The sequence below is a fragment of the Brevundimonas pondensis genome (assembly GCF_017487345.1).
In the GTDB taxonomy this organism is placed as follows: Bacteria; Pseudomonadota; Alphaproteobacteria; order Caulobacterales; family Caulobacteraceae; genus Brevundimonas; species Brevundimonas pondensis.
The window spans coordinates 1,549,874-1,574,037 of sequence record NZ_CP062006.1 but is presented as its reverse complement, the minus strand read 5'-3'; the positions used below and the strand labels follow the sequence as shown (position 1 = coordinate 1,574,037).

At 65.3% G+C, this 24,164-nt stretch carries 19 protein-coding genes, 2 tRNA genes and 1 pseudogene; 13 read left to right on the top strand and 9 right to left on the bottom strand.

Annotation, left to right across the window (positions count from 1 at the left end):
* Positions 1 to 74: 74 nt before the first annotated feature.
* Positions 75 to 704, bottom strand: coding sequence for a protein-L-isoaspartate O-methyltransferase family protein (locus IFE19_RS07880; protein WP_207827040.1), 630 nt, complete (start codon positions 702 to 704; stop codon positions 75 to 77).
* 134 nt (positions 705 to 838) lie between these two features.
* Here IFE19_RS07880 and IFE19_RS07875 point away from each other — a divergent pair.
* Positions 839 to 912: transfer RNA gene (locus tag IFE19_RS07875), tRNA-Cys, on the top strand.
* Positions 913 to 960: 48 nt separating this feature from the next.
* Here IFE19_RS07875 and IFE19_RS07870 read toward each other — a convergent pair.
* Positions 961 to 1,782 carry a TrmH family RNA methyltransferase gene (locus IFE19_RS07870; RefSeq protein ID WP_207827038.1) on the bottom strand — a complete coding sequence of 274 codons (822 nt, stop codon included), beginning with the start codon at positions 1,780 to 1,782 and terminating at the stop codon, positions 961 to 963.
* A gap of 110 nt (positions 1,783 to 1,892) precedes the next feature.
* Between IFE19_RS07870 and IFE19_RS07865 the strand changes: the two genes are divergently transcribed.
* The 3 genes from IFE19_RS07865 to IFE19_RS07855 all read left to right on the top strand — a co-directional run bounded on the left by IFE19_RS07865 (position 1,893) and on the right by IFE19_RS07855 (position 3,751).
* Positions 1,893 to 1,967 (top strand) — tRNA-Asn (locus IFE19_RS07865).
* Between the two features lie 233 nt (positions 1,968 to 2,200).
* Positions 2,201 to 2,461, top strand: a complete 261-nt coding sequence (locus IFE19_RS07860) for a helix-turn-helix transcriptional regulator (RefSeq protein ID WP_207827037.1) — start codon at positions 2,201 to 2,203, stop codon at positions 2,459 to 2,461.
* 93 nt (positions 2,462 to 2,554) lie between these two features.
* The gene (locus tag IFE19_RS07855; protein ID WP_207827034.1) at positions 2,555 to 3,751 is read left to right on the top strand and encodes a DUF6880 family protein; all 1,197 of its coding nucleotides are present in this window, start codon (positions 2,555 to 2,557) and stop codon (positions 3,749 to 3,751) included.
* A gap of 9 nt (positions 3,752 to 3,760) precedes the next feature.
* Here the strand turns inward: IFE19_RS07855 and IFE19_RS07850 are convergent, their stop codons facing one another.
* The 3 genes from IFE19_RS07850 to IFE19_RS07840 all read right to left on the bottom strand — a co-directional run bounded on the left by IFE19_RS07850 (position 3,761) and on the right by IFE19_RS07840 (position 7,394).
* Positions 3,761 to 4,330: an alpha-ketoglutarate-dependent dioxygenase AlkB gene (locus IFE19_RS07850; protein WP_207827032.1), complete on the bottom strand. Its 570-nt coding sequence runs from the start codon at positions 4,328 to 4,330 to the stop codon at positions 3,761 to 3,763.
* A gap of 5 nt (positions 4,331 to 4,335) precedes the next feature.
* Positions 4,336 to 5,412, bottom strand: coding sequence for a DNA polymerase IV (gene dinB, locus IFE19_RS07845; protein ID WP_207827030.1), 1,077 nt, complete (start codon positions 5,410 to 5,412; stop codon positions 4,336 to 4,338).
* 86 nt (positions 5,413 to 5,498) lie between these two features.
* The gene (locus IFE19_RS07840) at positions 5,499 to 7,394 is read right to left on the bottom strand and encodes a hypothetical protein (protein WP_207827028.1); all 1,896 of its coding nucleotides are present in this window, start codon (positions 7,392 to 7,394) and stop codon (positions 5,499 to 5,501) included.
* Between the two features lie 305 nt (positions 7,395 to 7,699).
* On the opposite strand from IFE19_RS07840, the gene IFE19_RS07835 reads away from it, so the two are divergent.
* From IFE19_RS07835 to IFE19_RS07825, 3 genes are read left to right on the top strand one after another with little or no spacing between them, the layout of a single operon-like run.
* Positions 7,700 to 8,347 carry an ImuA family protein gene (locus tag IFE19_RS07835; RefSeq protein ID WP_207827026.1) on the top strand — a complete coding sequence of 216 codons (648 nt, stop codon included), beginning with the start codon at positions 7,700 to 7,702 and terminating at the stop codon, positions 8,345 to 8,347.
* Positions 8,238 to 9,797, top strand: coding sequence for a Y-family DNA polymerase (locus IFE19_RS07830; protein ID WP_225910451.1), 1,560 nt, complete (start codon positions 8,238 to 8,240; stop codon positions 9,795 to 9,797). Before IFE19_RS07835 ends, IFE19_RS07830 begins: the two co-directional genes overlap by 110 nt.
* Positions 9,794 to 13,183 (top strand): error-prone DNA polymerase, encoded by a 3,390-nt coding sequence (locus IFE19_RS07825; protein WP_207827024.1) that lies wholly within the window; start codon positions 9,794 to 9,796, stop codon positions 13,181 to 13,183. The genes IFE19_RS07830 and IFE19_RS07825 overlap by 4 nt, the downstream gene beginning before the upstream one ends.
* Positions 13,184 to 13,415: 232 nt before the next feature.
* Here IFE19_RS07825 and IFE19_RS07820 read toward each other — a convergent pair whose 3' ends face one another.
* Together IFE19_RS07820 and IFE19_RS07815 are read right to left on the bottom strand one after the other, a co-directional pair.
* Positions 13,416 to 14,084 carry an RES family NAD+ phosphorylase gene (locus IFE19_RS07820; RefSeq protein ID WP_207827022.1) on the bottom strand — a complete coding sequence of 223 codons (669 nt, stop codon included), beginning with the start codon at positions 14,082 to 14,084 and terminating at the stop codon, positions 13,416 to 13,418.
* A complete protein-coding gene (locus tag IFE19_RS07815) occupies positions 14,084 to 14,608 on the bottom strand; it encodes an antitoxin Xre-like helix-turn-helix domain-containing protein (protein WP_207827019.1) in 525 nt (174 codons plus the stop codon). The genes IFE19_RS07820 and IFE19_RS07815 overlap by 1 nt, the downstream gene beginning before the upstream one ends.
* A 517-nt stretch (positions 14,609 to 15,125) precedes the next feature.
* Between IFE19_RS07815 and IFE19_RS07810 the strand changes: the two genes are divergently transcribed.
* On the top strand, positions 15,126 to 15,698 hold the full coding sequence (locus IFE19_RS07810; RefSeq protein ID WP_207827017.1) for an SOS response-associated peptidase family protein: 573 nt from the start codon (positions 15,126 to 15,128) through the stop codon (positions 15,696 to 15,698).
* On the top strand, positions 15,695 to 15,859 hold the full coding sequence (locus IFE19_RS07805) for a hypothetical protein (RefSeq protein ID WP_207827016.1): 165 nt from the start codon (positions 15,695 to 15,697) through the stop codon (positions 15,857 to 15,859). The genes IFE19_RS07810 and IFE19_RS07805 overlap by 4 nt, the downstream gene beginning before the upstream one ends.
* 276 nt (positions 15,860 to 16,135) lie before the next feature.
* On the opposite strand, the pseudogene IFE19_RS17600 reads toward IFE19_RS07805, so the two are convergent.
* Positions 16,136 to 16,246: pseudogene (locus tag IFE19_RS17600) on the bottom strand (hypothetical protein); the annotation flags it as partial.
* A 647-nt stretch (positions 16,247 to 16,893) separates the two neighbouring features.
* Between IFE19_RS17600 and IFE19_RS07800 the strand changes: the two are divergent.
* Both IFE19_RS07800 and IFE19_RS07795 read left to right on the top strand, forming a co-directional pair.
* The gene (locus IFE19_RS07800; protein WP_207827014.1) at positions 16,894 to 19,881 is read left to right on the top strand and encodes an ATP-binding protein; all 2,988 of its coding nucleotides are present in this window, start codon (positions 16,894 to 16,896) and stop codon (positions 19,879 to 19,881) included.
* A complete protein-coding gene (locus tag IFE19_RS07795) occupies positions 19,868 to 21,787 on the top strand; it encodes a response regulator receiver domain (protein WP_207827013.1) in 1,920 nt (639 codons plus the stop codon). Before IFE19_RS07800 ends, IFE19_RS07795 begins: the two co-directional genes overlap by 14 nt.
* A gap of 99 nt (positions 21,788 to 21,886) precedes the next feature.
* Here the strand turns inward: IFE19_RS07795 and IFE19_RS07790 are convergent, their stop codons facing one another.
* Positions 21,887 to 22,123, bottom strand: a complete 237-nt coding sequence (locus IFE19_RS07790) for a helix-turn-helix transcriptional regulator (RefSeq protein WP_207827011.1) — start codon at positions 22,121 to 22,123, stop codon at positions 21,887 to 21,889.
* Positions 22,124 to 22,610: 487 nt separating this feature from the next.
* On the opposite strand from IFE19_RS07790, the gene IFE19_RS07785 reads away from it, so the two are divergent.
* Both IFE19_RS07785 and IFE19_RS07780 read left to right on the top strand, forming a co-directional pair.
* Entirely contained in the window at positions 22,611 to 23,102 is a 492-nt protein-coding gene (locus tag IFE19_RS07785) for an RNA polymerase sigma factor (protein WP_207827008.1), read from the top strand.
* Between the two features lie 10 nt (positions 23,103 to 23,112).
* A complete protein-coding gene (locus IFE19_RS07780; protein ID WP_207827006.1) occupies positions 23,113 to 24,087 on the top strand; it encodes a FecR family protein in 975 nt (324 codons plus the stop codon).
* Positions 24,088 to 24,164: the final 77 nt, after the last annotated feature.

The window sequence follows — 24,164 nt, the reverse complement described above, 5'->3', positions numbered from 1 at the left end:
AGGCAAGCCTCACCTTACGCCAGTTAAGTTTTTTTCACGCTAACGACAATCGGGTCCGTCGCTTGCCCAAGGCCTCAAAGGGCGAAGGCAGGCTCGGGAATCAGCTCAGCCAGAACCGGAGGCGCGCAATCAAACAGTTCGCGACGCGAGACGCCGTCACGACCACGAACATAGAGAACCGCCTTGCCCACCGGACCGGCGCGCTCGACCACGGCCAGACGACCGCCGGGGCGCAGGGCGGCGATCCACGATTCGGGACGCACCGGCACGGCCGCCTCGCTGACGATCAGATCATAGCCCTCGCCCTGCGGCTGGCTCAGCGGCGCCACCACGGTTGAAACGCCTTCGTCGGCCAGGGCTGCGCCCGTGATGTCGAACACTGCGGCGTCCGAATCCTGCGCCGTCACCGTCAGGCCCATGCGCGCCAGAACGGCTGCGGCGTAGGGACCGGCCAGGACCAGGGCCTTTTCACCGGCGCGGGCATCCAGCGCCTGCATCAGCTTGCCCAGATCGCGCGGCAACATCAGGCGACGCTCGCCCGCGACTTCCGGTTCGATGTCGGCGTAGGCGGAGAAGGCGCGGTCTGCCGCGCAGAAGCGCTCGCGTTCCACAGCGCCGAAAGCCGCCTGCAGGTCGCGATCCGTGACGTCGTTCACCCGGACTTGCGAGTCCAGCATGACCTTGCGTGCAGCGGCGAAATCCATGGTTCCGAAGTCCTTCAGGTCGGCGTAAGCGAATAAATCTGCGGCGCTTATAGGTCCGTGCGTTGCAGCCGACAATCCGATCTGATAGCTGACGCCCCTCGCGATGGTTCGGGGCTCGGTTTCGAGACCCAGATGGCCTGATGGCGGAGTGGTGACGCAGAGGACTGCAAATCCTTGCACCCGGGTTCGATTCCCGGTCAGGCCTCCATCGCGAGCTAACCCTACAATCTCCGTACTTCCCGCTCCGGGGGCGCTTCTAGGCCCCCCAAGGCGTCTCTGCGGCCCTTGTCAGATGGTGCAGCGCCACTGCGCTGGTTGTCGCCACATTCAGGGAATCAAACCCGCCCGACATGCGAATCGCCAGAGGTCTACAGCGCGCGATGACCTCGGCCGGCAGCCCCGGCCCCTCGGATCCCAGCAGAATCGCCGTGCGCGGCGCCGGTTTGAGCTGCGCCAGGGTCTCGGCCGCCGACGGTGTCAGGGCCAGAACCTCGAAATCGCGCGCCTGCAGCGCCTCGACCATGGCCGCCGCCGTCACGCCCTCGACAAAGGGGGTCCGCAGCGCCGCCCCCACCGAGACCCGGATCGCCTTGCGATAGAAGGGATCACAGCAGGTCGTGTCGAGCAGCAGCCCCGCCGCCCCGAACGCCGCCGCATTGCGGAACAGGCCGCCCATATTGTCATGATTGCCGATGCCGCAGGCGCCGACCAGCACGGCCCGATCAGGCATCCCCTCCAGGAAGTCCTCCAGAGCCGGCGCCCCAGGCTTGCGGCCCAGCGCCAGAATACCCCGGTGCAGATGGAAACCCGCGATCCCGTCCAGAACGTCCTGCGGTGCAGTATAGACCGGCACATCCTCCGGCAGACATTCCAGGATGTCGCGCAGCGCCTCCAGCCGTTTCTCCGCGATCAACACCGCGACCGGTTCACAACGCGACGCCGCCGAGACCAGCACCCGCAACACCACCTCGCCCTCGGCTACAAACAGACCCTGACGACCAGTCAGGTCGCGCTCCTTCACGTCGCGAAAGGCGCAAATGCGAGGATCGACGGCATCGAGAACACGGATCAGATTCATGCCGAACCTCTTAGCCCAGACCGTTGAATAAATTTCGGCGTTTTCTGCACTTTATCCGTTGCATGAATCAAAAAGGCGCTGCTATACGGCGGCCTCCCCCGAGGGGATGTTCCGCGGTAGCTCAGTGGTAGAGCAGCCGACTGTTAATCGGCTGGTCGTAGGTTCGAATCCTACCCGCGGAGCCACTCGGGGGATTGAAATCCCTAAACAATCTGACGACGAGACCGGAGCGCTCCGTTCTAGCTTGGCCGTTTAGAACGGCGTTTAGAACGGTACTTTTGGACGAAATCGTTCCAGGTTCCCGTTCGCTTCACATTGTCTTGAGCGCGAAGCCCAACCGCGTCGCTACGGTGATGAAGTAGCGGGGCTGATCTCCGGCGCTTCCAAGGCATGATCGATCTCTTTTCAGGGAGGCATCATGGGACAGTTTCCGGTGAAGCGGTTTCTGCGCACGCCTGAGGCGGGGCGTTATCTCGGACTATCCGGCCGCACGCTCGAAAAGCATCGCACCTACGGCACAGGCCCCGTCTATCGGAAGCTTGGCGGCAGGGTCGTCTATGATATGGAAGACCTTGCCGCGTGGGCTGATCGCGGCCTCCATCGATCGACCAGCGAATCCCACCTGGGTCCTCACCCCGCAGCTCCGCGTGGAGAAGGCGCGCCTCCCGCCCGACACTGAGAGACTCCTGGATAGCAAGGGGGACGACGAATCGTCCTTGGCGCCCGTGCTATAGCTGCCCCTTGGACGACCCCGCTCCTCCCAAAGGACGTCATGGCGCGACAACCCAGGATCTCGACCAGGCTTTCCGCAGCCAACCTCGTCCATCTCGGGGCGCCCCGCCTGGCGGACCTGCTGATCGAGGCCGGCGCCGGGAACGCCAATCTCAAGCGCCGTCTTCGTCTAGAACTGGCGGCCGAGGCCGGTCCCGACCTCCTCGCCCTTGAGATCGACAAGCGCATCACCGCCGTCTTCGTCGCCCGCACACGTGTATCCTGGCGCAAGCGCGGCGAACTGATCGACGACCTGAACACGCACCGCGACATGATCGTGGAGCGCCTGGCGCCCGAGGCTCCCGGCGAGGCGCTCGCCGTTCTCATTCGCTGGTTCGACCTCTATCCTGGCCTGGCCGCCCGCGTGAAGGACACCAAGGGGGAACTGCCCGCCGCCTTCGAGGCCGCCGCGCCGGACCTCTTCGCTCTCGCCGAGACCGTCGACGATCAGGCGTTGCGCGACCTGATCGATGCTCTGCGCCGCCGTCCGCAGGATTACGCGCGCTGGGTCTTCGCCGCCGGCGAGGCCCTCGGCCCGCTCACGGCGCGACGGCTGCTGGACAACCTGGACCCTTCAGCCAGGAAGACCCCGGCGGGCCGCAACCTCCTGCGTCGCCTGGCGGACCGGGCCGGGGATCTCGACCTCTGGCTTTCCCTCGTCACGCCCGAGCAGGCCGGCTCGCCAGACATCGCCGCCGATATCGCCCGCCGTCTCCTCGCCGCGGGACGCGTTGCGGAAGCCCGCGCCGCCCTTGAAGGCGCCCTAAACCTTTCGCCGCTCAATCGTCGCTGGACCTTCGGCCACAACCCGACGGACGGCGCCCCGCGCCTGACCCCTGCCTGGGAAGCCGCCTGCATCGACGTGCTCGACGCCGAAGGACACCGCCAAGAGGCCCAGGATCTGCGCTGGAGCCTGTTCGAGCGCGACCTGTCGGCGCCCGTTCTTCGGGATTACCTCTCACGACTGCCCGACTTCGATGATGTCGAGGCCCTGGACCTGGCGTTCGCACACGCCTCGACCCATCCGGACTTCGAGGCGGCCATGCGGTTGCTGATGGACTGGCCCGCCCACAGGGAGGCGGCCGCGCTCGTCCTGGCGCGTCCCCGTGAAGCCCGGCAGCCCCGGCCACAGTCGGGTGACTGGAAGTCACGCCTGGCCCAGCGCTATCCCGAAGCCGCCGAAATCCTCACAAATTAGGTTCGCTTTTCAGGATAGCGTTCTGAAAGTAATGGAGTAGCGCAGGGCTGTCATCGGCGAGATCGAATGCTGCCAATCCCGCCGCGCCTCGCCGGAAAGCCGATAGACCGAGCCCGGATCCAGCGTCGCGCCGGCGCGACGCCACTGGGCCGTCCCCTTGCGGCGAAAGCGCATGACGCAGGGCGCGATAAAGGAGACGCCGATGATCTCCCCATAGACCGGCCGGTCGCGATGCCAGCCGATCCCCGCACCAGGCGCATATTCGTTGACGAGGGCTTGGACGAAAGGCCCGTCATCAAGACCCAGCCGTCCGGCCAGACGTCGTAACAGATGCTGCAGGAAGTCCGGCCAGGGCTCGGTCGTCTCCAGCTCGCGCCGCTCCGGATTATAGCGGCGCCCGAAGGCGGCGATCCGCCGGAAGCCCTGGTAGCCCATGTGCTCATAGGGCCTGAAGTTCAGCCGCTGCAGTTGCTCTACCACCGCCGCCTGCTCAGGTGCCGACAGGGTATCCGGCCAGTAGTCGAAGCCGAACGGAACGACGGGCCCGGGGGCTTGACCGAACAGGTCGGCCTGGAACATCGCCGTCACAACGCCAGCTCGCCCGGAGCCGCCTTAGGCGAGGCCTTCTCCAGATTGGACAAGGTCACGCCGACAAGCCGCACGCCTCTTGTCGGCGGATAGAGGGATCGCACCAGAAGGCGCGCGATCTCACGCAACCGCGCTTTCGAGGTGACCGGCTCCTTGAAGGACCGGCTCCGGGTCGATTGCTGGAAGTCCGCCCATTTGACCTTCACCGTGACGGTCCGGCCGAGCGACCCGGCCTTTTCGCACCAGGCCCAGACATCGTCCGCCATCTCGTCCAGCCCGGCCTCGATCGCCGCGGGATCGACCAGGTCGCCGGCGAAGGTTGTTTCCGACCCGCTGGACTTGCGTTCGCGGTTCGGATTGACGGGACGATGATCCTCTCCCCGCGCTACGCCATAATACCAGGCGCCCGACTTGCCGAAATGATGCTGAAGGAAGGCCAGGGACTGACGCTTGAGGTCCGCGCCGGTCTCTATGCCTAGCCTGTTCATTTTTGCCGCCGTAACCGGCCCGACGCCATGAAAGCGTTTGACCGGCAGAGCCTCCACGAAGGCTTCTCCCCGCCCCGGCGCAACCACGAACTGGCCGTTGGGTTTGCGCTGGTCCGAAGCCAGCTTGGCCAGAAACTTGTTGTAGGACACGCCGGCAGACGCCGTCAGGCCGGTCTCCCGGAGAATTCTTGACCGGATCTCCTCGGCCGTCGCGGACGCTGTCGGCAGTCCCCGGATGTTGGCCGTGACGTCGAGATAGGCTTCATCCAGGGAGAGCGGTTCCATCAGGTGCGTATAGTCGGCGAAGATGACGTGGATCTGCGCGGAAACGGCCCGATAAACCTCGAAGCGCGGCGGCGTGAAGATCAGCTCGGGGCATTTGCGCAAGGCCGTGCTCGAAGGCATGGCCGAGCGTACCCCGAAACGACGTGCCTCATAGCTGGCGGCGGCGACCACGCCGCGCGAGGCGGCATGGCCGACGGCGACGGGCCGACCACGCAGCGCGGGGTCGTCCCTCTGCTCCACCGAGGCGAAAAAGGCGTCCATGTCCACATGGATGATCTTGCGGGGCGCAGCTACGTCCATGGACCACGCCTAGCAGTTTGAGAACAAAATAGGAACATTTCTGTCTGTTCATATGAACGCATTCCGCCGGAAACGCCCTTACGGCGTCATGCGGCCTCGTCCCAGACGCGGTTCAAGACCTGGGCCGCCAACGCCGCCTTATCCTGCGGGAGAAAGCGCCCGTAGTGGGCAGCGACCGTGGCCGGCGTATCCTGAATGGCGTAGCTGGCCTGTTCGTAGGAGCCGGTCTGCTTCAGCACATGTGTGGCCAAGACGTCCCTCACATTGTGCGGTCCATGAGGAAGCAAGCCTCGAATGGCGCCCTTCTGCGTGTACGGGTTGTAGATCCCGTAGCGCTGAATCACCTGTCGCCAGGCATCGTAGAAGGTGTTCTGATTATAGGCGGCGTTGCGGCTGGAGACCTTGACGGTCTTCACGAAGAAGGTGCCGGGATCGCGGGACCCATTCAGCAGGGCCGATCGATGGCGGCCCACATAGGCGTCGATCCAACGGTACAGTCCTCCCAGGTCCGGAAGGAGAAGCCGGAACGGACGTTTGGAAAAATAGGCCGAACCTGAGTTCTTAAAGGCGACGCATGGGATAAAGACCTCCCAGCCCCCTTCCCTATCGCTCCAGCGCAGCTCGCCGCATCGCCTGCTCTCCAGCTCCCTTTCCGGCGTCGCCGGGCTTCCGCGGGGACGCAGCAGGAGTTGCCGGAGATTCTTCTGCCTGACGCCGAGGTGCAACCCCAGTCGCAGCATGAGGAATGAGCGGACGGCTTCGGCCGCCGCCCGAGGGTAGCGTCTCTCATCAGGCATCCGGCGTAGAACTTCTTCAGTGATCTTGCGGTACTCGCCAACGGGACTCGTCGCCTCCAGAATGGGCAGGATCGGTTCAAAGGGGTCCCGATGCACCCGAGCGACGCGTTCGATCTCCTTGGCTCTGGCCAGGGCGTGGCGATGCACCCGCTCGCAGGCTTCATCCCAATGTCCGCTGATACGGTCGATTTCCTCCTGCGTAATGATGCCGGGAACCGGGCGCAGCCGCCCCGCCAACCACGGGTTCTGCCTGATCCACCCCGTCTCACTACGCGAGAAGGCGGCGCCGAGCAGAAGCATCTCGCTTTCCCAACCGGTGAAGAAGCCGCGGCGGCGCTCGCGCCATTGGACATACCAGTCCCAGACGGACGGCACGACGAGAAGCCCGAAGGTCAGGTCCTCCTTGGCCACGCCCAGGCCACTGACTTCATCGTCAGGCAGAGCGGCCAGGGCGCCGAACAGAAGCGCCAGATGCTCCTCGCGTTGCGCTGCCGTTTCCGGCCCCCACACGCCCGAGCGCTGATAACCGATATCGGTGAGGGTCGCAGACTTGAACCGCAGCAGGGCGTCCATCTCTTCCCTCAAATGCGTCGGCGCAGCCAAGTCTTCCGGGCCGCTTCCGTTAAAACGGAGCGCGAACCGATGTTTCGACACGGTCGAGTGATAGCGATGATAGGCCGTGCCGCCCGACAGAATGGTCGCGCGTACCCAGTCCAGGATTTCCTCCTGTTCCCGGGCTGACCTCTCATCGAAATCATCCGGCAGATGCCAGGCGAGACGCCGCGATTCCGAATAGGGCGTCTCGGGCGGAACAAGCCCCCTCAGGGCGCGTCGGCGCTGAAGCCGCGACCGCAGATATCCGGTCTCCAGCCGATAGCGATGCTCGATGATGTCGAGAACCTTTAGGCTCGCGGGCGTCTGTGGGACCTTCAGGCCGCGCCGCCAGGCGGCGAGCGTGGTCCGATCCGTCAGCCCGCCGGCGGCCACGATAGCCCGATGCAGTCGATGGGAGTTCTCGCCGTGCCGACGGATCTGGAGATCCAGGGCGGCATGGAAGTCCCTGGGGTCTTCATGGACTTCCCACAAGCTGACGGGATGGGTGACGATGGGCAGCGGCGGCCTGCCCCTTTTTCTCTGAACGGACGCATCAACTGACGAACCGTCTACAAACTTTGGATCGAGCACAAAAACTCCACTGGAAACATCGTCTTCGGACGACGGTTGAGAGACGTTTCAGAAGAGGCTTCACCCTAAACGTCGATGCGATCATGCGTCCGGACGTGGCGACGGCGGACCTTGGCGACAGCCCCGCTTGACTCCCCCCGGGATGCCGGGCGCATATAGAACAAATGAAGAACATATGTTCGCGATCTGACGCGCTGACCACGCTGAAGACCCGTCTTGAGGCCTTGGAGAGATCCGGCGGACGTTGGGTCAGCGCGGCTGCGCGTAATGCGGGCCACGATGCCTTCGCACCCTTAGCCACAGGCGTGATCCACGACCTCTACGCTGCCGCCCCTGCCGACGCCGTAACGGTCAACGCCTTCGGTCTGGGAATGGCGCTGCGGGCAGCGGCTGGGCGGCCCATCGTCTGGGGACTGCATGAGATGATGGCCCAGGAGGCGGGACGGCCGCATGGGCCGGGCCTGCATGAGATGGGCTTGTCGCCGCGCGACCTGTTGCTAGTGCGGACGCGCGACGTGCAGACCCTGTTGGCCGTCGGCGAAGAAGCCCTGCGCAGTCCCGCTGTGGGCGCCGTGCTGTTGAGCGCCTGGGGCGAGGCCAAGGCCTTCAGCCTGACGGCCAGCCGACGACTGGCTCTGGCGGCCGAGAGCGGCGGCGGGACGCTGTTTCTGGTCCGTGCTGCGGCCGAACCCTGCCCCAGCGCAGCCGAGACCCGCTGGTCGGTGACGTCCTGCGCTTCGGAACCTCTGGAAGGCGGAGCGCCGGGGCGGCCGTCTTTTTCCGCGACCCTGCTGCGGCGGCGCGGCGGCGGGGCGACCGGAACCTGGATCATGGAGTGGGATCGTGAACAGCGAACCTTCCGCCCGCCCGCGCCGCTATCTGGCGGTCTGGTTCCCCTGGCTGCCCAGCGACCGGCTGCGGCGTCAGGAACAGCGAGCCGACGCGCCGCCTGAGGATACGCCGCCCGTCGTCCTGGCCGAGAAGGTCAAGGGCGCGCTGCGGCTGGCGGCCGTCGATCCGGCGGCGGCGCGGGCGGGACTGACTCCCGGCCTGGCCCTGGCCGATGCACGGGCGCGAACCCCCGCCCTGCGCGTCGTCGCCCATCGACCGGACCTCGACGACGCCCTGCTGGGGCGGGTGCTGGAGGATTTCGGCCGCTTCACCCCGATGATCGCGCTGGACCCGCCGCATGGCCTGATGCTGGACGTGACCGGCTGCGCCCACCTGCTCGGTGGCGAAGCGGACCTGATGCGGACGGTCCAAGCGCGGGCGGAACGCGCCGGACTCAAAATCCGGTGCGCCCTGGCCGGCACGCCCCAGGTCGCGCGCGCCCTAGCCCGCTTCGGCCCCGGCGGCCGGTTCGAACCCGGCCAGGACCGCGCCGCCGCGCGCCGCCTGCCGGTCGCCGCCCTGGAGCTTTCGGACAAGGAAGACGAGGCCCTGCGCCGTCTGGGCCTGAAGCGGCTGGGCGATCTGGACGACCGGCCTCGCGCGCCCCTGGCAGCCCGCTTCGGCGCCGACTTCCCGACCCGGCTGGCGCGGGTTCTGGGCGACGAGGACGTGCGCATCACCCCGCATCGTCCGGCCGCCCCCGTGATCATCGACCGCGTCTTCTTCGAGCCGATCTCGGCGCCCGAGGACGTGGAGCGGGTTCTGTCCGACCTGCTGATCGAGACCATGGACCGGCTGGATCAGACGGGCCGGGGCGGTCGCGCCTTCGAGGCCAGCTTCTATCGGGTGGACGGCGAGATGCGCCGCATCGTCGTTCGCACCGGCCGCCCGACCCGCGACGCCCCCGCGACCCTGCGGTTGTTCCGCGAGCGGATGGCGGCCCTGGCCGCCCCGCTGGACCCCGGCTTCGGCTTCGACCAGATGCGGATGTCCGTACCCTGGACCCAGGCTTTGGCGCCGACCCAGCAGGGACTGGAACGCGAGATGCCCGGCGAGGAGGCCTTCAGCCGTCTGGTCGATCGGCTGACCGCGCGTCTGGGGCCGGAGGCCGTGCTGCGCTTCGAGCCCTTCGCCTCGCACATTCCTGAACGTGCGGCGCGACTGGTCCCGGCCGCCGCCCTTCATGGCGACGAGACCTGGCCCGACCTCGATCCCGACGATCCGCCCCTGCGCCCCCTGCAGATGTTCGACCCGCCCCAGCCGGTCGAAACCCTGGCCGAGGTCCCCGACGGCTATCCGCTGAAGTTCCGCTGGCGCCGCGTCCTGCACGAGGTGACGCGCGCCGAAGGGCCCGAGCGGATCAGCGGCGAATGGTGGCGCGCCCCGAACCAGCGCACCCGCGACTATTACCGGGTCGAGGACCGGGACGGCCGTCGCTTCTGGCTGTTCCGCCAAGGCCTCTATGGCGAGACGCTCGAGCCGCGCTGGTTCATCCACGGCCTGTTCGCATGAGGAGGCTCGACCCGTGCGGCGCCTACGCCGAGCTGGCGACGGCCAGCAACTTCTCCTTCCTGCGCGGCGCCTCGCACCCCAAGGACCTGGTGCTGACGGCGATCCTGCGCGGCCACGCCGGGCTGGGGCTGGCCGACCGCAACACCGTGGCGGGCGTGGTGCGCGCCTGGAGCGCGCTGAAGGAGATTCGCATCGAGGGTCTGGCCCCGCCGGACAGGGTGCGCGACGGCGGCAGTCCCGGCGAGATCGCCTTCATCGAGAACCCGCTGAACGACCCGGTCCTCTCCGAAGAGGTGAAGCGTCGTGCGGCGGGCTTCCGCCTGCTGACCGGGGCGCAGCTGGTCTTCAACGAAGGAACGCCCGACGTCATCGCCTATCCGGAGACGCGGGCGGGTTGGGGCCGACTGACGCGCTTGCTGACCCTAGGCAACCGCCGGGCGAAGAAGGGCGAGTGCGAGATCGGCCTGCGCGACCTGCTGGCCGATCCCGAAGGCCTGCTGCTGATACTTGTCCCGCCGGACCGGCTGACCGGGCTGGAAGCGATTCTGGCCCGCATGAAAGAAGCGGCGCCGGGCGCAGTCTGGCTGGGCGCCGCCCTGCACAGGCGCGGCGACGACCGGCGCCGGCTGGCGCGGCTCAAGGCCATGGCCGAGCGGGTGGAGGTTCCCCTGCTGGCGCTCAACGATGTCCTCTACGCCGCCCCCGATGACCGCGACCTGCAGGACGTCCTGACCTGTATCCGCGAGGGCGTGACCATCGAAACCGCCGGCCGCCGGCTGGAGGCCAACGCCGAACGCTGGCTGAAGCCCGTGGACGAAATGGCCCGTTTGTTCCGGGATGCGCCCGAAGCCATAGGCGAGACGACCGCCTTCCTGTCGCGCGCGACCTTCGACCTGTCCGAACTCAGCTATCAATACCCGGAAGAGCCCGTCCCGCCCGATTGGACGCCGCAGGCCTGGCTGGAAGAACTTACAGGGCGTCACGCCGCCATGCGTTACCCCGACGGCGTTCCCGACAAGGTGCAGGCCTTGCTGGACAAGGAACTGGCCTTTATCGCCCGCAAGGATATCGCCCCCTATTTCCTCACTATCTTCGACATCGTCCGCGTGGCGCGCAACAAGCGCATCCTGTGTCAGGGGCGCGGCTCGGCCGCGAACTCGGCGGTCTGCTATGTCCTGGGCATCACCTCGGTGGACCCGATGGAGTCCGACCTGCTGTTCGAACGCTTCCTGTCCGAGGATCGAAACGAGCCGCCCGACATCGACGTGGATTTCGAGCACGAGCGGCGCGAAGAGATCATCCAGCATATCTACGAACGCTATGGCCGCCATCGCGCCGGCATCGCCGCCACCGTCATCCACTTCCGCCCCCGCAGCGCCATCCGCGAGGTGGGGAAGGTTCTGGGTCTGACCGAAGACGTCACCGCTCGTCTGGCCTCCAGCCACTGGGGCAGTTGGGGGACCGAGATCGGCGATCGCCACGTCGTTCAGGCGGGACTGGACGCCGCCAACCCGATGATCGCCCGCGCGGTCGAGATGGCGTCCCGCCTGCTGAACTTCCCCCGCCACCTCAGCCAGCATGTCGGGGGCTTCGTCCTGACCCAGGACCGGCTGGACGAGATGGTCCCCATCGGCAACGCCGCCATGGCGGACCGCACCTTCATCGAATGGGACAAGGACGACATCGACGCCCTGCGCCTGATGAAGGTCGATGTGCTGGCGCTCGGCATGCTGACCTGCATCCGCAAGGCGTTCGACCTGATCCGCGCGCATGAGAAGGAGGATTGGGAACTGCACACCCTCCCGCGCGAGGACCCGGCCGTTTACGACATGCTGTGCCGGGGCCAGTCCATCGGAGTCTTCCAAGTCGAGAGCCGGGCCCAGATTAACATGCTGCCTCGGCTGAGGCCCCGTTGCCTCTACGACCTCGTCATCCAGGTCGCCATCGTCCGCCCCGGCCCGATCCAGGGCGACATGGTTCACCCCTATCTGCGTCGCCGCAACGGTGTGGAGGAGGTCGTCTATTCCTCGCCCTCCCCAGATCACGGCCCGCCCGACGAACTGGAACAGGTGCTGCACAAGACCCTCGGCGTGCCCCTGTTCCAGGAACAGGCGATGAAGCTGGCTATCGTCGCCGCCGAGTTCAGCGACGGCGAGGCCAACGGCCTGCGCAAGGCCATGGGTACTTTTCGGGGCGACGGCAGCCTGCACACCTATGAAACCCGGATGGTCGGGCGGATGGTCGGGCGCGGCTATGACCCGGCCTTCGCCCAGCGCTGCTTCGAGCAGATCAAGGGTTTCGGCTCCTACGGCTTTCCCGAAAGTCACGCCGCCAGCTTCGCCCGGCTGGTCTATGTCTCTTCCTGGATCAAGCATCGCCACCCGGCGGCCTTCGCCTGCGCCCTGTTGAACAGCCAGCCCATGGGCTTCTACGCCCCCGCCCAGATCGTGCGCGAGGCGCAGGAGGTCGGCGGAGTCGAGGTGCGCCCTATCGACGTCTCGCACAGCGACTGGGACAACAGCCTGGAGGGGCCGGCGAACGCGCCCGCCCTGCGTCTGGGCCTGCGCCAGATCGACGGCTTCAGGGAGGATTGGGCCACGGCCCTGTCGGCGGCGCGGGCCGCGGCGCCCTTCGCCGATATCGAAACCCTGGCTCGGCGCGCCGAACTGCCCGCCGCCGCCATGCGCAAACTGGCCGACGCCGACGCCTTCCGTTCCCTGGGACAGGATCGGCGCGAGGCCCTGTGGGCGGTGCGCCGCCTGCCCGACGACGACCCCCTGCCCCTGTTCGCCGCCGCCGAGGCGCGCGAACGCGGCGCCCGCGAACTGGGCGCGGAGCCCGACGCCCATCTGCCTCTGATGCCGCTGGGCGAGCACGTCGCCGCCGACTATCAGACCGCCCGCCTGTCGTTGAAGGCCCACCCCATGGCCATCCTGCGCCCCGTCTTCGCCGCTGACCGCGTGCTGACCTGCGCCCAGACCGAGGCGAAGCGCGGCGGCTCCCTGGTGCGGGTCGCGGGCGTGGTCCTGGTGCGTCAACGACCGGGCAAGGGCAACGCTGTCTTCGTCACCCTGGAGGACGAGACCGGCATCACCAACGTGGTCCTCTGGGCGCGGATGCTCGACCAGTACCGGCGCGAGGTCATGAGCGCCCGCCTGATGCAGGTCGAAGGCCTGGTCGAGAAGAGCCCCGAAGGCGTCATCCATGTCGTCGCCCGCCGCGTCATCGACCGCAGCGCCGAACTGTCCCGCCTGTCAGAAGACCATGAGACCGACATCCAGCTCGCCCGCGCCGATGTCATCGCCAACCCGCAACCGCCGCGACACCCGCCGCACCGGCATCCGCGTGACGTCCGCATCCTGCCGGGGTCGCGGGACTTCCATTGAGTGATATAGCACGTAGAGGCGGGTACAGACTTTGGACTGGGCACAAAAACTCCACTGGAAACATCGCCCTGCAGGCGACCGGTGGAGAGACGTATGTGCGAGCCTCAAGCCCTAAATGGTCAGGCTGAGTTCTGACGGAACAGCAGCCCCTCAGTCGCCGTCGCCGTGCATTCGCGGCGCGACGCCATGCGCGAAGCGCGTGCGGCTCCGACCAACGGCGGCCTTGCCGTTATTATGCGCTCAGCTTGTGAACCTCGATCCGGTGAGACGCCGCCTCGACGCTGATCTCGAAATGCTCCGCCTGCACGACTTCGGTGACGCCGACAGGCCGATAGGCGACGATGTTGCATCCGCCGCGATGGCGCAGGCTGTCGTAAAGAAGCCCAGACGCCTGGGACGCCCGCACGCCTTCGCCGAACGCCTGCGCGGCCCCATAGCTGTTTGAGGCGTAGGCGTCGGGCAAGGCGGCCTGTCGGCCACGAATGTCGTGATAGTCGCCGATCAAGACGGCGGTATAGTTGCGATAGGTCCGCCGCATTCCTTTCACCGATCGCGCCACGGATTCGCGGCGCAGATGATGGCCGACCTCGGCGGCTGCAGTGACGATCGACGCCGCCGCATACCAGGCGCCGAGGTCCGGACCATTGAATCGCATGCCGCCCGGCGCGACGTGGAGGAAAGACGCCATTACGACGCTGGCGTTGGCTCGGCCATACACCCACTGATCGCGCGGCAGGCGGTCGATCCGTTCAGCGACCAAGCGGTCATTGGTCCAGCCCGACAGCTCCATCACCGCCGCGGCGTCGGCTGCTGTCGCCACGGTGTCGAACAGGCCGATCGGCGGAAAGCGCGATGGCACCAGCCGGTGGGCCGGACGGGGCGCAGCGACGAGCTTCTCCATCAGCTGAAGACGATCTCGCTGTCGTCATAGGCGTCAAACGCCGCATCAAGGGCGTTGGGGGCCATGTAGGCTCCGCCCCGCGCGGCGTCGAGGAAGCGACGCACCGTCATCAAGCCATCCTGGGTCCCGTTGGTCACGAAGTTGATGGGCGGATGCCCGCCGAACACCGCCGCATCGTGCGTTCGGAGCAGCCAATGGACGCCGTCATGCTCATCGGCGAACAGGACGCCCAGGGCCTGATGGATGCCCAGCAGCGCCGAAATGCGCGTCAGCACATCGACGTCGAGCGTGATGTCGCCATGTTCGCGGGCCTGTTTGCACCAGCTCTGATAGGTCGAGCGCGACGGATAACCGAGGATCAGGCGGCGCTGTTCCTCGTTCAGGCCCCAGAGATCGGCAATGGCGGTGAATGTGCGAAGCGCGGGCGCGCTCAGACGGCGCCGGTTCGCCGGAGCGAAGCGCGCCACATCGATGCGCGGCAGTTCCACTTGCGGATCGCGACCGGAAACGATGCCTATCGCCATGACCATCTCCTAACAAATCTGGACATAGTCCATATCCGGTCGATTATCAACCGCTGAGCCTCGGGTCACGCGCCGTTCACGACGACGAGCCGCCAAGGCCGGTACGCTCATCACGCAGGATGACAGCGACGCTCTTGCGTCCCGCGCCCAGCTCTGGCGGAAAGCTTGGCCGCGGCCGACATCGACAACCGTTCGCTGGAGATCGGTGCCGCCGCGGCTGATCTTCAGGGCTAGATGGCCGCTACTCCTGCAAGGTCGGCGGTGGCACATCGCGCCATGTCCTCAGGGCCCCAGCGCGAGCACGACCTGGCCCTGGTCGGCAGGCCGATGTCAGGCGAGGCCCCCTTCTGTCGATCGCGGCCGCCGCCACTGTGAAAGCGGGCTGGACTGATCTTAGCGGCACAGGCTCCTGCTGGAGCTACCCCTACGAAGGGATGGGCCGCGCAATCGCGAGGCCGAAAAGCGCTCCACGGGCGCCGGACTCCACAACTGACTGAGGCCGTGAGAGGATTCGCCCATGTGCAACAACTACCGCCTGCACATCCCCGCCAATCAACTCGCTGCGCCGTTCCGCGACGCGGGGCGGACGCTCGTCTTTCCGGGCGGTCTGCCCAACCTGGAGCCAGCGGATTACAGCATCGGCGACGCCGCCCCCGTAGTCACCCAAGGCCCCGATGGCGCGCAATTGCTTATGACGCGCTGGGCATGGAAAAGCCCGACGGGCAAGCCGGTCTTCAATTTCCGGTCCGACGGCCGGTCTTTCGGCGACTCGATCCGCTGCCTGATCCCTGCCGACGGTTTTTACGAGTTCACCGAGCCAAAGGTGCAGGGAAAGAAAACGAAATGGCTCTTCACCATGGCAGGCCATCCGTGGTTCTGGATCGCCGGTGTCATCAAGAACGGAGCCTTCGCCATGTTGACGACTGCGCCAGGCCCGGACGTAGCGCCCTACCATGACCGCCAAATCGTCCTGCTGCCGCCCAGCGCCGGTGCCCGTTGGCTGAACCTGAGCGCCCCAGAGGATTTTATCCTCCAGCCCTGCCCTGCCGGGACGCTGGTCGTACAGAAAGTCTGGCCAGAAACCACATGACAGAAGCCGATCTCGACAGGGCCGCCCGTTTCGAAGCCGAAGCCAGGGAACTCCATCGCCGTTCCCGTGCGGCGGCCACCCTGCCGGGATCGATCTTGCTGCGTTTCCGGGCGCTGTGGAAGGAAGAGGCGGCCAGACTGCTGAGACGGCGCAACCGCTAAGCCGCAGGTTGGCCAGCGGAAGCCCGATCGTGGAATCTTTTCTGCACAGCAGTTCGCCCTCAGGACGTCATGCAACCCTCCCGCCGGGGGCGCGGGGCGTCGAGGGTATGCGCCGGCTATATCAGAGAGCCACTGGCCAGGTTGCGCCCAGATCGGCCGAGTCGCTTTTCCCGCCGGACAAACATGAGAAGGCTCAGCTGGGTCGCAGCGACAGCAGCCTCCGGCGCCAGCGTCGCCCCGTCGTCGGCACCGAGGGCCGATGACTGTTCGGCCACGTCAGTGCGGGGCTTGCTCCCATTTGGCGATGACGCCGGCGGCTACGGCGTTGCCAACCACGTTGGTGGCGCTGCGGCCCATGCCGAGGAACTGGTCGACGCCCAGGACAGTGATTGAGGTTGGGCGCGCCAGCCCGGCTAGTCCGCCTCGCAACTTGTAGAAGAGACGACAGGTTCGGACCGCGCACAAAAACTCCACTCGAAACATCGCAGTGGAGAGACGAATTGGCGCGACTTGGCCCCTAAATGCTAGCGGCAGGATGTCAGAGACGGTCCTAAATTTTTCTCCGCGCCAAAGGTCCGAATGCCCCGACACCGAAGTTGGTCTTCAGATCGGCGTTGGACTTACGGCTCGCAGACTGCGAAGAATTCTGCGAGGCAGTTGACCTAAGGCGGGCGCAGGGCGCTGGCAGGCGCGATCAACCGGGCCATTTCTCCAGATCATTGGACATGACGACGATAAGCAGCTCGTGTCTGGGCCGCATGGGTCGCGAATTCGCGTGCGGTTAGTTTCTTGGATAGCCCGAGATGAAGGGCAAGAGTATCGCCGACCGCCTAGCCAGCGCACCTGGACCTGGATGTTCGGATCGAGAGTTGCAGACGCAAACGACAGAAAATCTTCGGTTGCATTTGACGCCTCCCAAGGCAACGATGCATCGGCAAAGAATGGGCGGGTAGCCGGAAGTGAAAAATCAAGGTGTTCGATCGAACATCGATGATACGCTTTGCCGTGACTGAATCCCGGTATGAATCGGCCTCATGATCAATCAGATTTCCTTCCAGACCGCCGCCCGAACGGTCGATCACCTTGGACGCGAACAGATCGCTGATGCGCCGACCGCTGTGTCGGAGCTCTGGAAGAATGCATTCGACGCCTACGCTCGCAACGTCGAGCTGAACATCCACGACGACGGTAGCGGGGTGGCGACGATCCTTGACGACGGCCACGGCATGAACCGCGACGAGTTCATCCGCCGCTGGCTAGTAGTCGGCACCGAATCCAAGGCGACCTCCGGCGATACGCCTGCTAGCGATCGCAACGGCCTGCCGATCCGCCCCAAACAGGGCCAAAAGGGCATCGGCCGGTTGTCCTGCGCAAACCTGGCCCCGGTGCTGCTGTTGCTGTCAAAGCGGCGCGGTCAACCCTGTGTCGGCGCCCTGGTGGATTGGCGCCTGTTCGAGAATCCTTTTCTGACGCTGGCCGACATCCGCGTCCCGGTTATCGAGATCGACGATCCTGTCGAGATCCTACGGAGTCTCCCCGCCCTCGTGTCGCAGCTGCTGGAGAATCTGTCGGGCGGAACGGATCCCGTCCGAGCGGCACGGGTCTCGGCCGCCTGGGCTTCATTCGATGCCCTCTACGAGGCTGAGCGGGAGGCCGGTTCGGCCGGGCGGACCACGGCACCCTCGGAGGCCATTCGTGCGGGCCTGAGCAACCTTTGGCTAGACGAGAGGCATTTGGAGCGCTGGAGCGTGTGGTCGGACGGCGACGCCCAGGGCACGGCCCTAATCCTGGCTGGCGTTGGCTATGATCTTACCGCCCTGTGCCTGGATCGGAAGACCGCAGACCAGTCCGCTGTGGCTGCCATTGATCGATTCCACGAGACGCTCGCCGGTTTCGTGGACCCCTACGTTGATCCGACGCGTCCAGAGCTCAACGCAGTCGATCCGCACTTCCGCTACGCCGTCCGCACCATCCCGCTCGTGGGAGAACACTGGGTTCTGGGTTCGGATCGACAGCTTTCGCGCTTCCAGCTCGAGCAGTTGGAACACCATATCGAAGGCCAAATTGACGCGGCTGGCGTCTTCCGCGGCCGCGTGAAGGCTTTCGGCAGGTGGCTTGAGGAGGAGGTCGAGATTCGGCCGGCCAGCGACATCGGCATACCCGATCGTGCCGACACCTTCGTCGGGCCGTTTGACCTTTTCATCGCCTCAATGGAGTTCTCGAAACGGAACACGACGCAGACTGCCGACGAGTTCAGGCTATATGATGATCTGGCGGAGCGATACGCGGGGTTTCTAATGTACCGCGACGGTCTTCGAGTCCTGCCGTTCGGTCGTCCCGACAACGACTTTTTCGAGATCGAATCCCGGCGTACCCGACACGCTGGCCGAGAGTTCTGGAATCACCGGCAGATGTTCGGCCGCATCGCCCTCAGCCGGCGGCGAAATCCGAACCTGCGGGACAAGGCAGGCCGGGAAGGGCTGCTCGACAACCGCGCGGCCAAGGCGCTCAAGGGCATCGTCAGTAACATCCTGATGGTGTCGGCGCGTCGCTTCTTCGGCACCGCTTCCGACCTGCGCAAAGAGCTGCTTCCCGACATCCAGGACGCGAACGCCAAGGCGAGGGCCGTCGTGGATCGCGAGAAGATGATGAAGCGCCTGCGCCTGCAATTCCGCACAACTCTGCGCGCCAATCGCGACCGCCTTCCGGCACTCGCGGCCGAGGTGACGGCCCAGGCGGGTGTTCTGTCCGTTAGCAACGAAAGTACGGCGATCGCTGCCCAGGCCGCCGTCGAAAGGCTCCAGCAGCAGCTGATGCAGTATCAACTTCCGGAGGTGCCAAAACCCCTGGGAGCTCTGGAGGACGAGTACAATGATTACCGCCGGGAGATCGGCGAAGTTCAGCGAGGGATCGCCGATCTCGCCGCGGGCGTCGACGCAGCGCTTGAAGCCGCCGTGCTCGCGGAGCCCGAGGTCGTGTTGGCTGAGCAAAGGCGGCGCGCGGTCAACAGGTTCGCGGCCCGAGTGGAGACCTGGCGCGCCGAGATCGACACCCGCCAAAAAGGCGAGTTTAACCGGCTCCGGCAGCTGCTACAGAGCCGGAAGGAGGCCTTTGACCAGGCAGCCGAGGCCATCGAACTGAGGCTGAAGAGCGGCGCTATAGGCCTACTGGAGGCCTCGCGGCTTCTGGCCGAGGTCCAGCAGCGGATGGACAGGGAAAGCGCCGACATTTTCGTTCCCTATATCGGAGCGCTCGAAAGCCTAGGCGAGAGCATTGACCTTCAGAGCTTGGCGTCCGCCGGCATGGAGGAGATCTCAGAGTTGCGCGCGGATCTCGAACGTCTCAACGGCCTTGCCCAGCTGGGCATAGCCGTTGAGATTGTCGGTCACGAGCTTGAAAGCTACGATGAAATGATCGTCTCAGGCCTGAACGCGCTTCCGCCGGACATTCGCGTCTCACAGGCCGCCGGAAACATCGCCTTCGGACACGAGGGCCTCGCCGATCAACTGCGCTTCCTGTCGCCGCTCCGCCTTGCCGGTGAACGCGTTCACGAGTGGATCACGGGCGAATATTTCGTCGACTACCTCTCAAACTTCTTCAAACTGCCACTGGCTAAGAACCGTATTCAGCTGGACGCGACGGACGGCTTCCGCGCTTTTCGCGTCTACGACCAGAAGTCGCGATTGTTGCCCGTATTCATCAACCTGTTGAATAACAGCGTCTACTGGTTGAGCGCGTCTGAAATCGACGATCGCCGCATCCTTCTCAGCACCGCGGACAATCAGGTCATCGTCTCGGACAACGGCCCCGGCGTGACCGAGGAGGACATAAGCAGCCTTTTTAGCCTGTTCTTCACCCGACGCGTTCGGGGAGGTCGCGGTGTGGGTCTCTATCTAAGCCGCGCCAATCTGGCCGGTGGCGGACATCGCATCCGCTATGCCTCGAAAGAGGACGATCACCCGTTGACCGGCGCCAACTTCATTATCGAGTTTCGCGGGGGCGAGTTCCATGAAGGCAGCTGATTACGAAACCTTCGTGCGGGAGGTTTTCCTTGACCCGATCCGATCCGTCCTGATCGTCGATGACGACTACCCAACGATGGAAGAGTTGATCGCAAAGCCGCCCCTTCCCACGGTCGAAGCGGTCACGGCGGATGGCAGCATTGGTGGAGAACCGGTACCAGTTGCGTCCGGCCCTACCCAGCCTGCGTCGAGTGTAAGGACCTCGACCGCGAACGCGCAAACGAGTGGCAAGCGCTGGGAGCAACGCCGCACAGAGGTCAGAGGGGTGATCCGGGGTTTTCACAAAGCCAGCCCTCCGATGATCGTCGACATTCACGATGGGGCGAATGTCGATGAGGACGGCGAACAGCAGACGATAGGACACCTGCATCAGAGCGACCTGCTTGTGCTCGACTTCGAGCTGGACCGAGCCGCCCGACACGATGGCACGCGGGCGATCGAGATCCTGCGGACCATTCTTAACAATAAGCAGTTTAATCTCGTTGCGCTGCACACTCAGGAAAATCTGGACAAGGTGTTCCGCGATGTCCTTGCAGGCGTGCTCGGACCCGTCGATGGGTTTCTGTCGGAAGCGGAGCGTAAAGAGTTCCGGGCCTGGACGGATGCGGGAGAGGATGAAGGCATCGATCGCACTCTGGGTTTGGTCGAGACTGTGCTCCGCGAACACTATGAGCACTATCGTCTGAACAACGGCTGGAAAGACGACGCAGCAGCGCCGAGCCGCGATGCATTTGAGCAGTTCTGCAATCAGCACGGCCTGAGAAACAAAGCCCTCAGAGACATCGTCTTTCGGCGGGCGCTTGAGCTTCGCCAAGGTCTTCTTAGCGACATCCTGGCACCAAGCACTCCGAGCAATCTAGCCTGGTCGGCCGCCGAGCCCCGATGGATCCGCTGTGACGAAGGCTTCATCGCCTTCACGGCGAAGGGGGTCGGATCCGAGCTAATCAACGAAGTATTGCGGGCTCTGGTCAGCTCCAAGCCTACACCGTCCCAGCTCTTCTGGGCCAAGCTCAGGGCTTCGATTAACAAGGCCGGCTTTGCTGCGGAGAGCAAGGCTATGGAGAGCCACTACGCCCTAGCTCAATGGTACCGTCGACTCTTCGACAAAGAGGGAGCCGAGCGGGACTTCATGGTGTCGGAATCGGTTTCCCGCCATGCTGAAATGCTGATCTCGGAAGTCCTACCTGAAGTTCGCGAGTTCGCGGGACGACTGGTTGGCGCGGATGCCGACGGCGACGCCGTGCAGCTGTGCCACGACTATTTCGGCGTGGACCTTTCGGACAAGGCAAAACGTGACCGCGCTTCCAGCGAGCATAACGTTTTCGTCTCAACCAAACCCTGGGAGGGCCATCACCTGGCCACGGGCCACGTGTTCCGGGCCGACGGCCATTACTGGGTATGTCTGTCCCCGATGTGCGATCTGGTTCCCGGTCGGGGGCGATATTCGATTGTAGGTGACGCCCTGCCCTTCATGGCGGTCCGGCTCGACGACGGCGACGGTGACAAGCCTTCGACGGAGATCATGTCCGGCCGTGTCGCGATGGCCAGGATCGACGGCAAGCTAAAGTGGCTGCGGATCGGCAAGGCCAGTGAATCCTCCAACCCGGAATGGTTCACCCTTTACGCCGCGAACGAAGGCAGGTTCAGAAACGGCTCCTTCAACCTCTATAGGATCAAGACGCCCAAGATCGCCGCAGAAGACACCGGAGCCGAGAGAGTGGACGAGGCTGACATAGGCAAGTCCGCGGGCGCCGTACCTCAGGCAAGCGTCCTCTCCGTCCCAGTCATCGAAGTCGTCGAGGCGGAGATGATAACCCAGCTAAGATATGAGTATGCGCTGAGCATGATGCACAAGCTAGGCGGCTCGCTCACCCGGGTGGGCTTGGACTTCCTGCCGCGCGCGTGAAGAGTTGATCGCACCGACAGAGGCCCCTTCCGTCCACTTCGTTTCACACGCGGAAACGAATTGCATGCGGCGGCTCAGGCGAAGATCCGTAGAGAGCAGCTATTCCGGATCGATCAGTCCTGTCCTGACGGCGACGGCGACCGCTTCGATCCGAGTCCTGACGCGAAGTTTGGCGCAGACCTTTTCGAGGTAACTGTCCACCGTGCGCGGAGACAGCCCCACGATCGCTCCAACATCGGAAGAACTTTTCCCACGACTGACCCATATCAGGCATTCGGATTCACGCGGGCTCAGGCCCGGCGTATCAAAATAATCATCATTCGGACGGACGCTCATCTTCACCTCCCCGAGTACGTCAGTCCCGTAACGCGCGACTCATCTGAACCGCAACGACAGTGAATTGCGGGTCGCCCGCCAGGTTTTTGCGGAGATCAGACTGCCCACGTGCAGGACTTGCGGCGTCCGCAGGCCGATCGTAGACGCATGGATGTCGGGCGCCGTGAGATAGGCGTGCAGCGGGAGCCGGGGTCCGTCTTCAAGGCGGAGGCGGTGCCGCAGGCCGAAGCAGCGGGCCTCGCGAACGCAGAGGATTCCAACGCCCGACCCCTCCCGCTTGCGCCCCGATTCAGTTTGATTCATGCTGATGCCGCCGACGCCTGCGTCGGTAGGGGCTTGGAATCCCCTGTGCGACACCCGACTTCGACCCGCCGCCCTGCGTGCGGGTTCTGCGGCCTTTTGCGGGGCTCCGAGCACGCGCGCGTGTTCGACGCTGCTCGTCCACGTCCCGGATTCCGAGGCTCTCGTTCTGAGGCCGGAGAGGCACGTGACCGAAGCGGAGCATATAGGAGCAGACGCCGCCGATGACGGATTGAGCCGTCTTTATCGGCGCTACGCGGCTTGGCTCAACCGACGCCTGCGGGCGCGTATCGGCTCCGATGCGGCCGAAGACGTCGTGCAGGAGACCTATCTCCGGATCGCCCCCCATGCTGCGGACGACATCCGGCACCCCAAGGCCTTCCTTCTCACGGTGGCCATGAATCTGGTGCGCGACGAGCATCGCCGTGAGGTCCGACGCAGCCGTGCGCTGGAGCGGCATCGTCCTGCCGAGTCGGAGAACGCGCCGCAGATCGACCAGATCATGCTGAGCGACGTCATCGCCGCCATGCCGCAACTCTATCGCGATGTCTTCGTGTTGAGCCGCTTTAGCGGTATGACTTATCCGGAGATCGCCCGGACCCTCGGCATCAGCGTCAAGACGGTGGAATGGCGGATGTCCAGGGCGCTCGAGTACTGCGCTTCCCGGTTGGACCTCTAGGCGAAGATTGATGACGATCGAAGCTGCCGAAAGCAGGCGCAAGCAAGCCGCGGACTGGTTCGCGCGGCTCAATCAGCGCCGGGTCACGGCCGACGACGTGAAGGCGTTCAGCGCCTGGCGTCGGGATCCCGAGAATGCGGCCGCCTATGCCGGTATCGAAGCGCTGTGGGACACCGCCGGAAATCTGGCCGGCGCGCCGAACATGGCCGCGCTGGTCGAAGACGCCCGGACACGCGCAGCCGGTCAGCCGCGTCGCGAGCGCCTCGTCGGGGTTCTCAAACCGCTGGGTGCGGCCGGCGCCGCCCTGGTCGTGGCGGCGGGGCTCGGCTGGGTCTGGTTTCTCCAGCAGCCCGTCACCTACGCAACCGAGGTGGGCGAGCAACGGGTCGTGGTTCTCGACGACGGCTCCCGGATCACTCTGGACACGGCGTCGAGCATCCGTGTCCGCTACACCGGAGAGCGCCGGTCCGTTTCTCTGACTGAAGGGCAAGCTCTGTTCGACGTTGAAGGCGATCCGGCGCGGCCGTTCGTCGTGACGGCCGGCGATGCGGAGGTCACCGCCCTGGGCACCCGTTTCGACGTACGCCGCCTGACGGACGGCGCGCGCGTGGTCCTCATCGAGGGACGTGTGGCGGTGCGGGACGCCGCAACGCCTGAACGGACGTGGTCGCTGAACCCGGGCCAGCAGGTGGTCACCTCGGCCCCGCAACCGGTCGTGGCGAGCGTCAGCATCCCCGTAGCGACCAGTTGGACGACCGGTCGGCTGATCTTCGAGGATACGCCCGTCGCCGTCGCCGTCGCAGAGGTCAACCGTTACACACGCAACCCGATCGAGATCCGCGACGGCGGCGTCGCCGCCAACCGCGTCAGCGGCGCGTTCGACGCCGGAGACGTCGACGGCTTCGTCGCGGCGCTGACGGATCTCTATCCGCTCGAAGTCCGGCGCGCCCCGGACGGCCGTATCGTCCTCGCCGGCGCTCCGTAGAAAAAATTTCCTCGCCGGTTAGGGTGTGCTCCGCAACGCACCGTCTCTTCCCCACTCCGCAGTCAGGCGGATAAGAC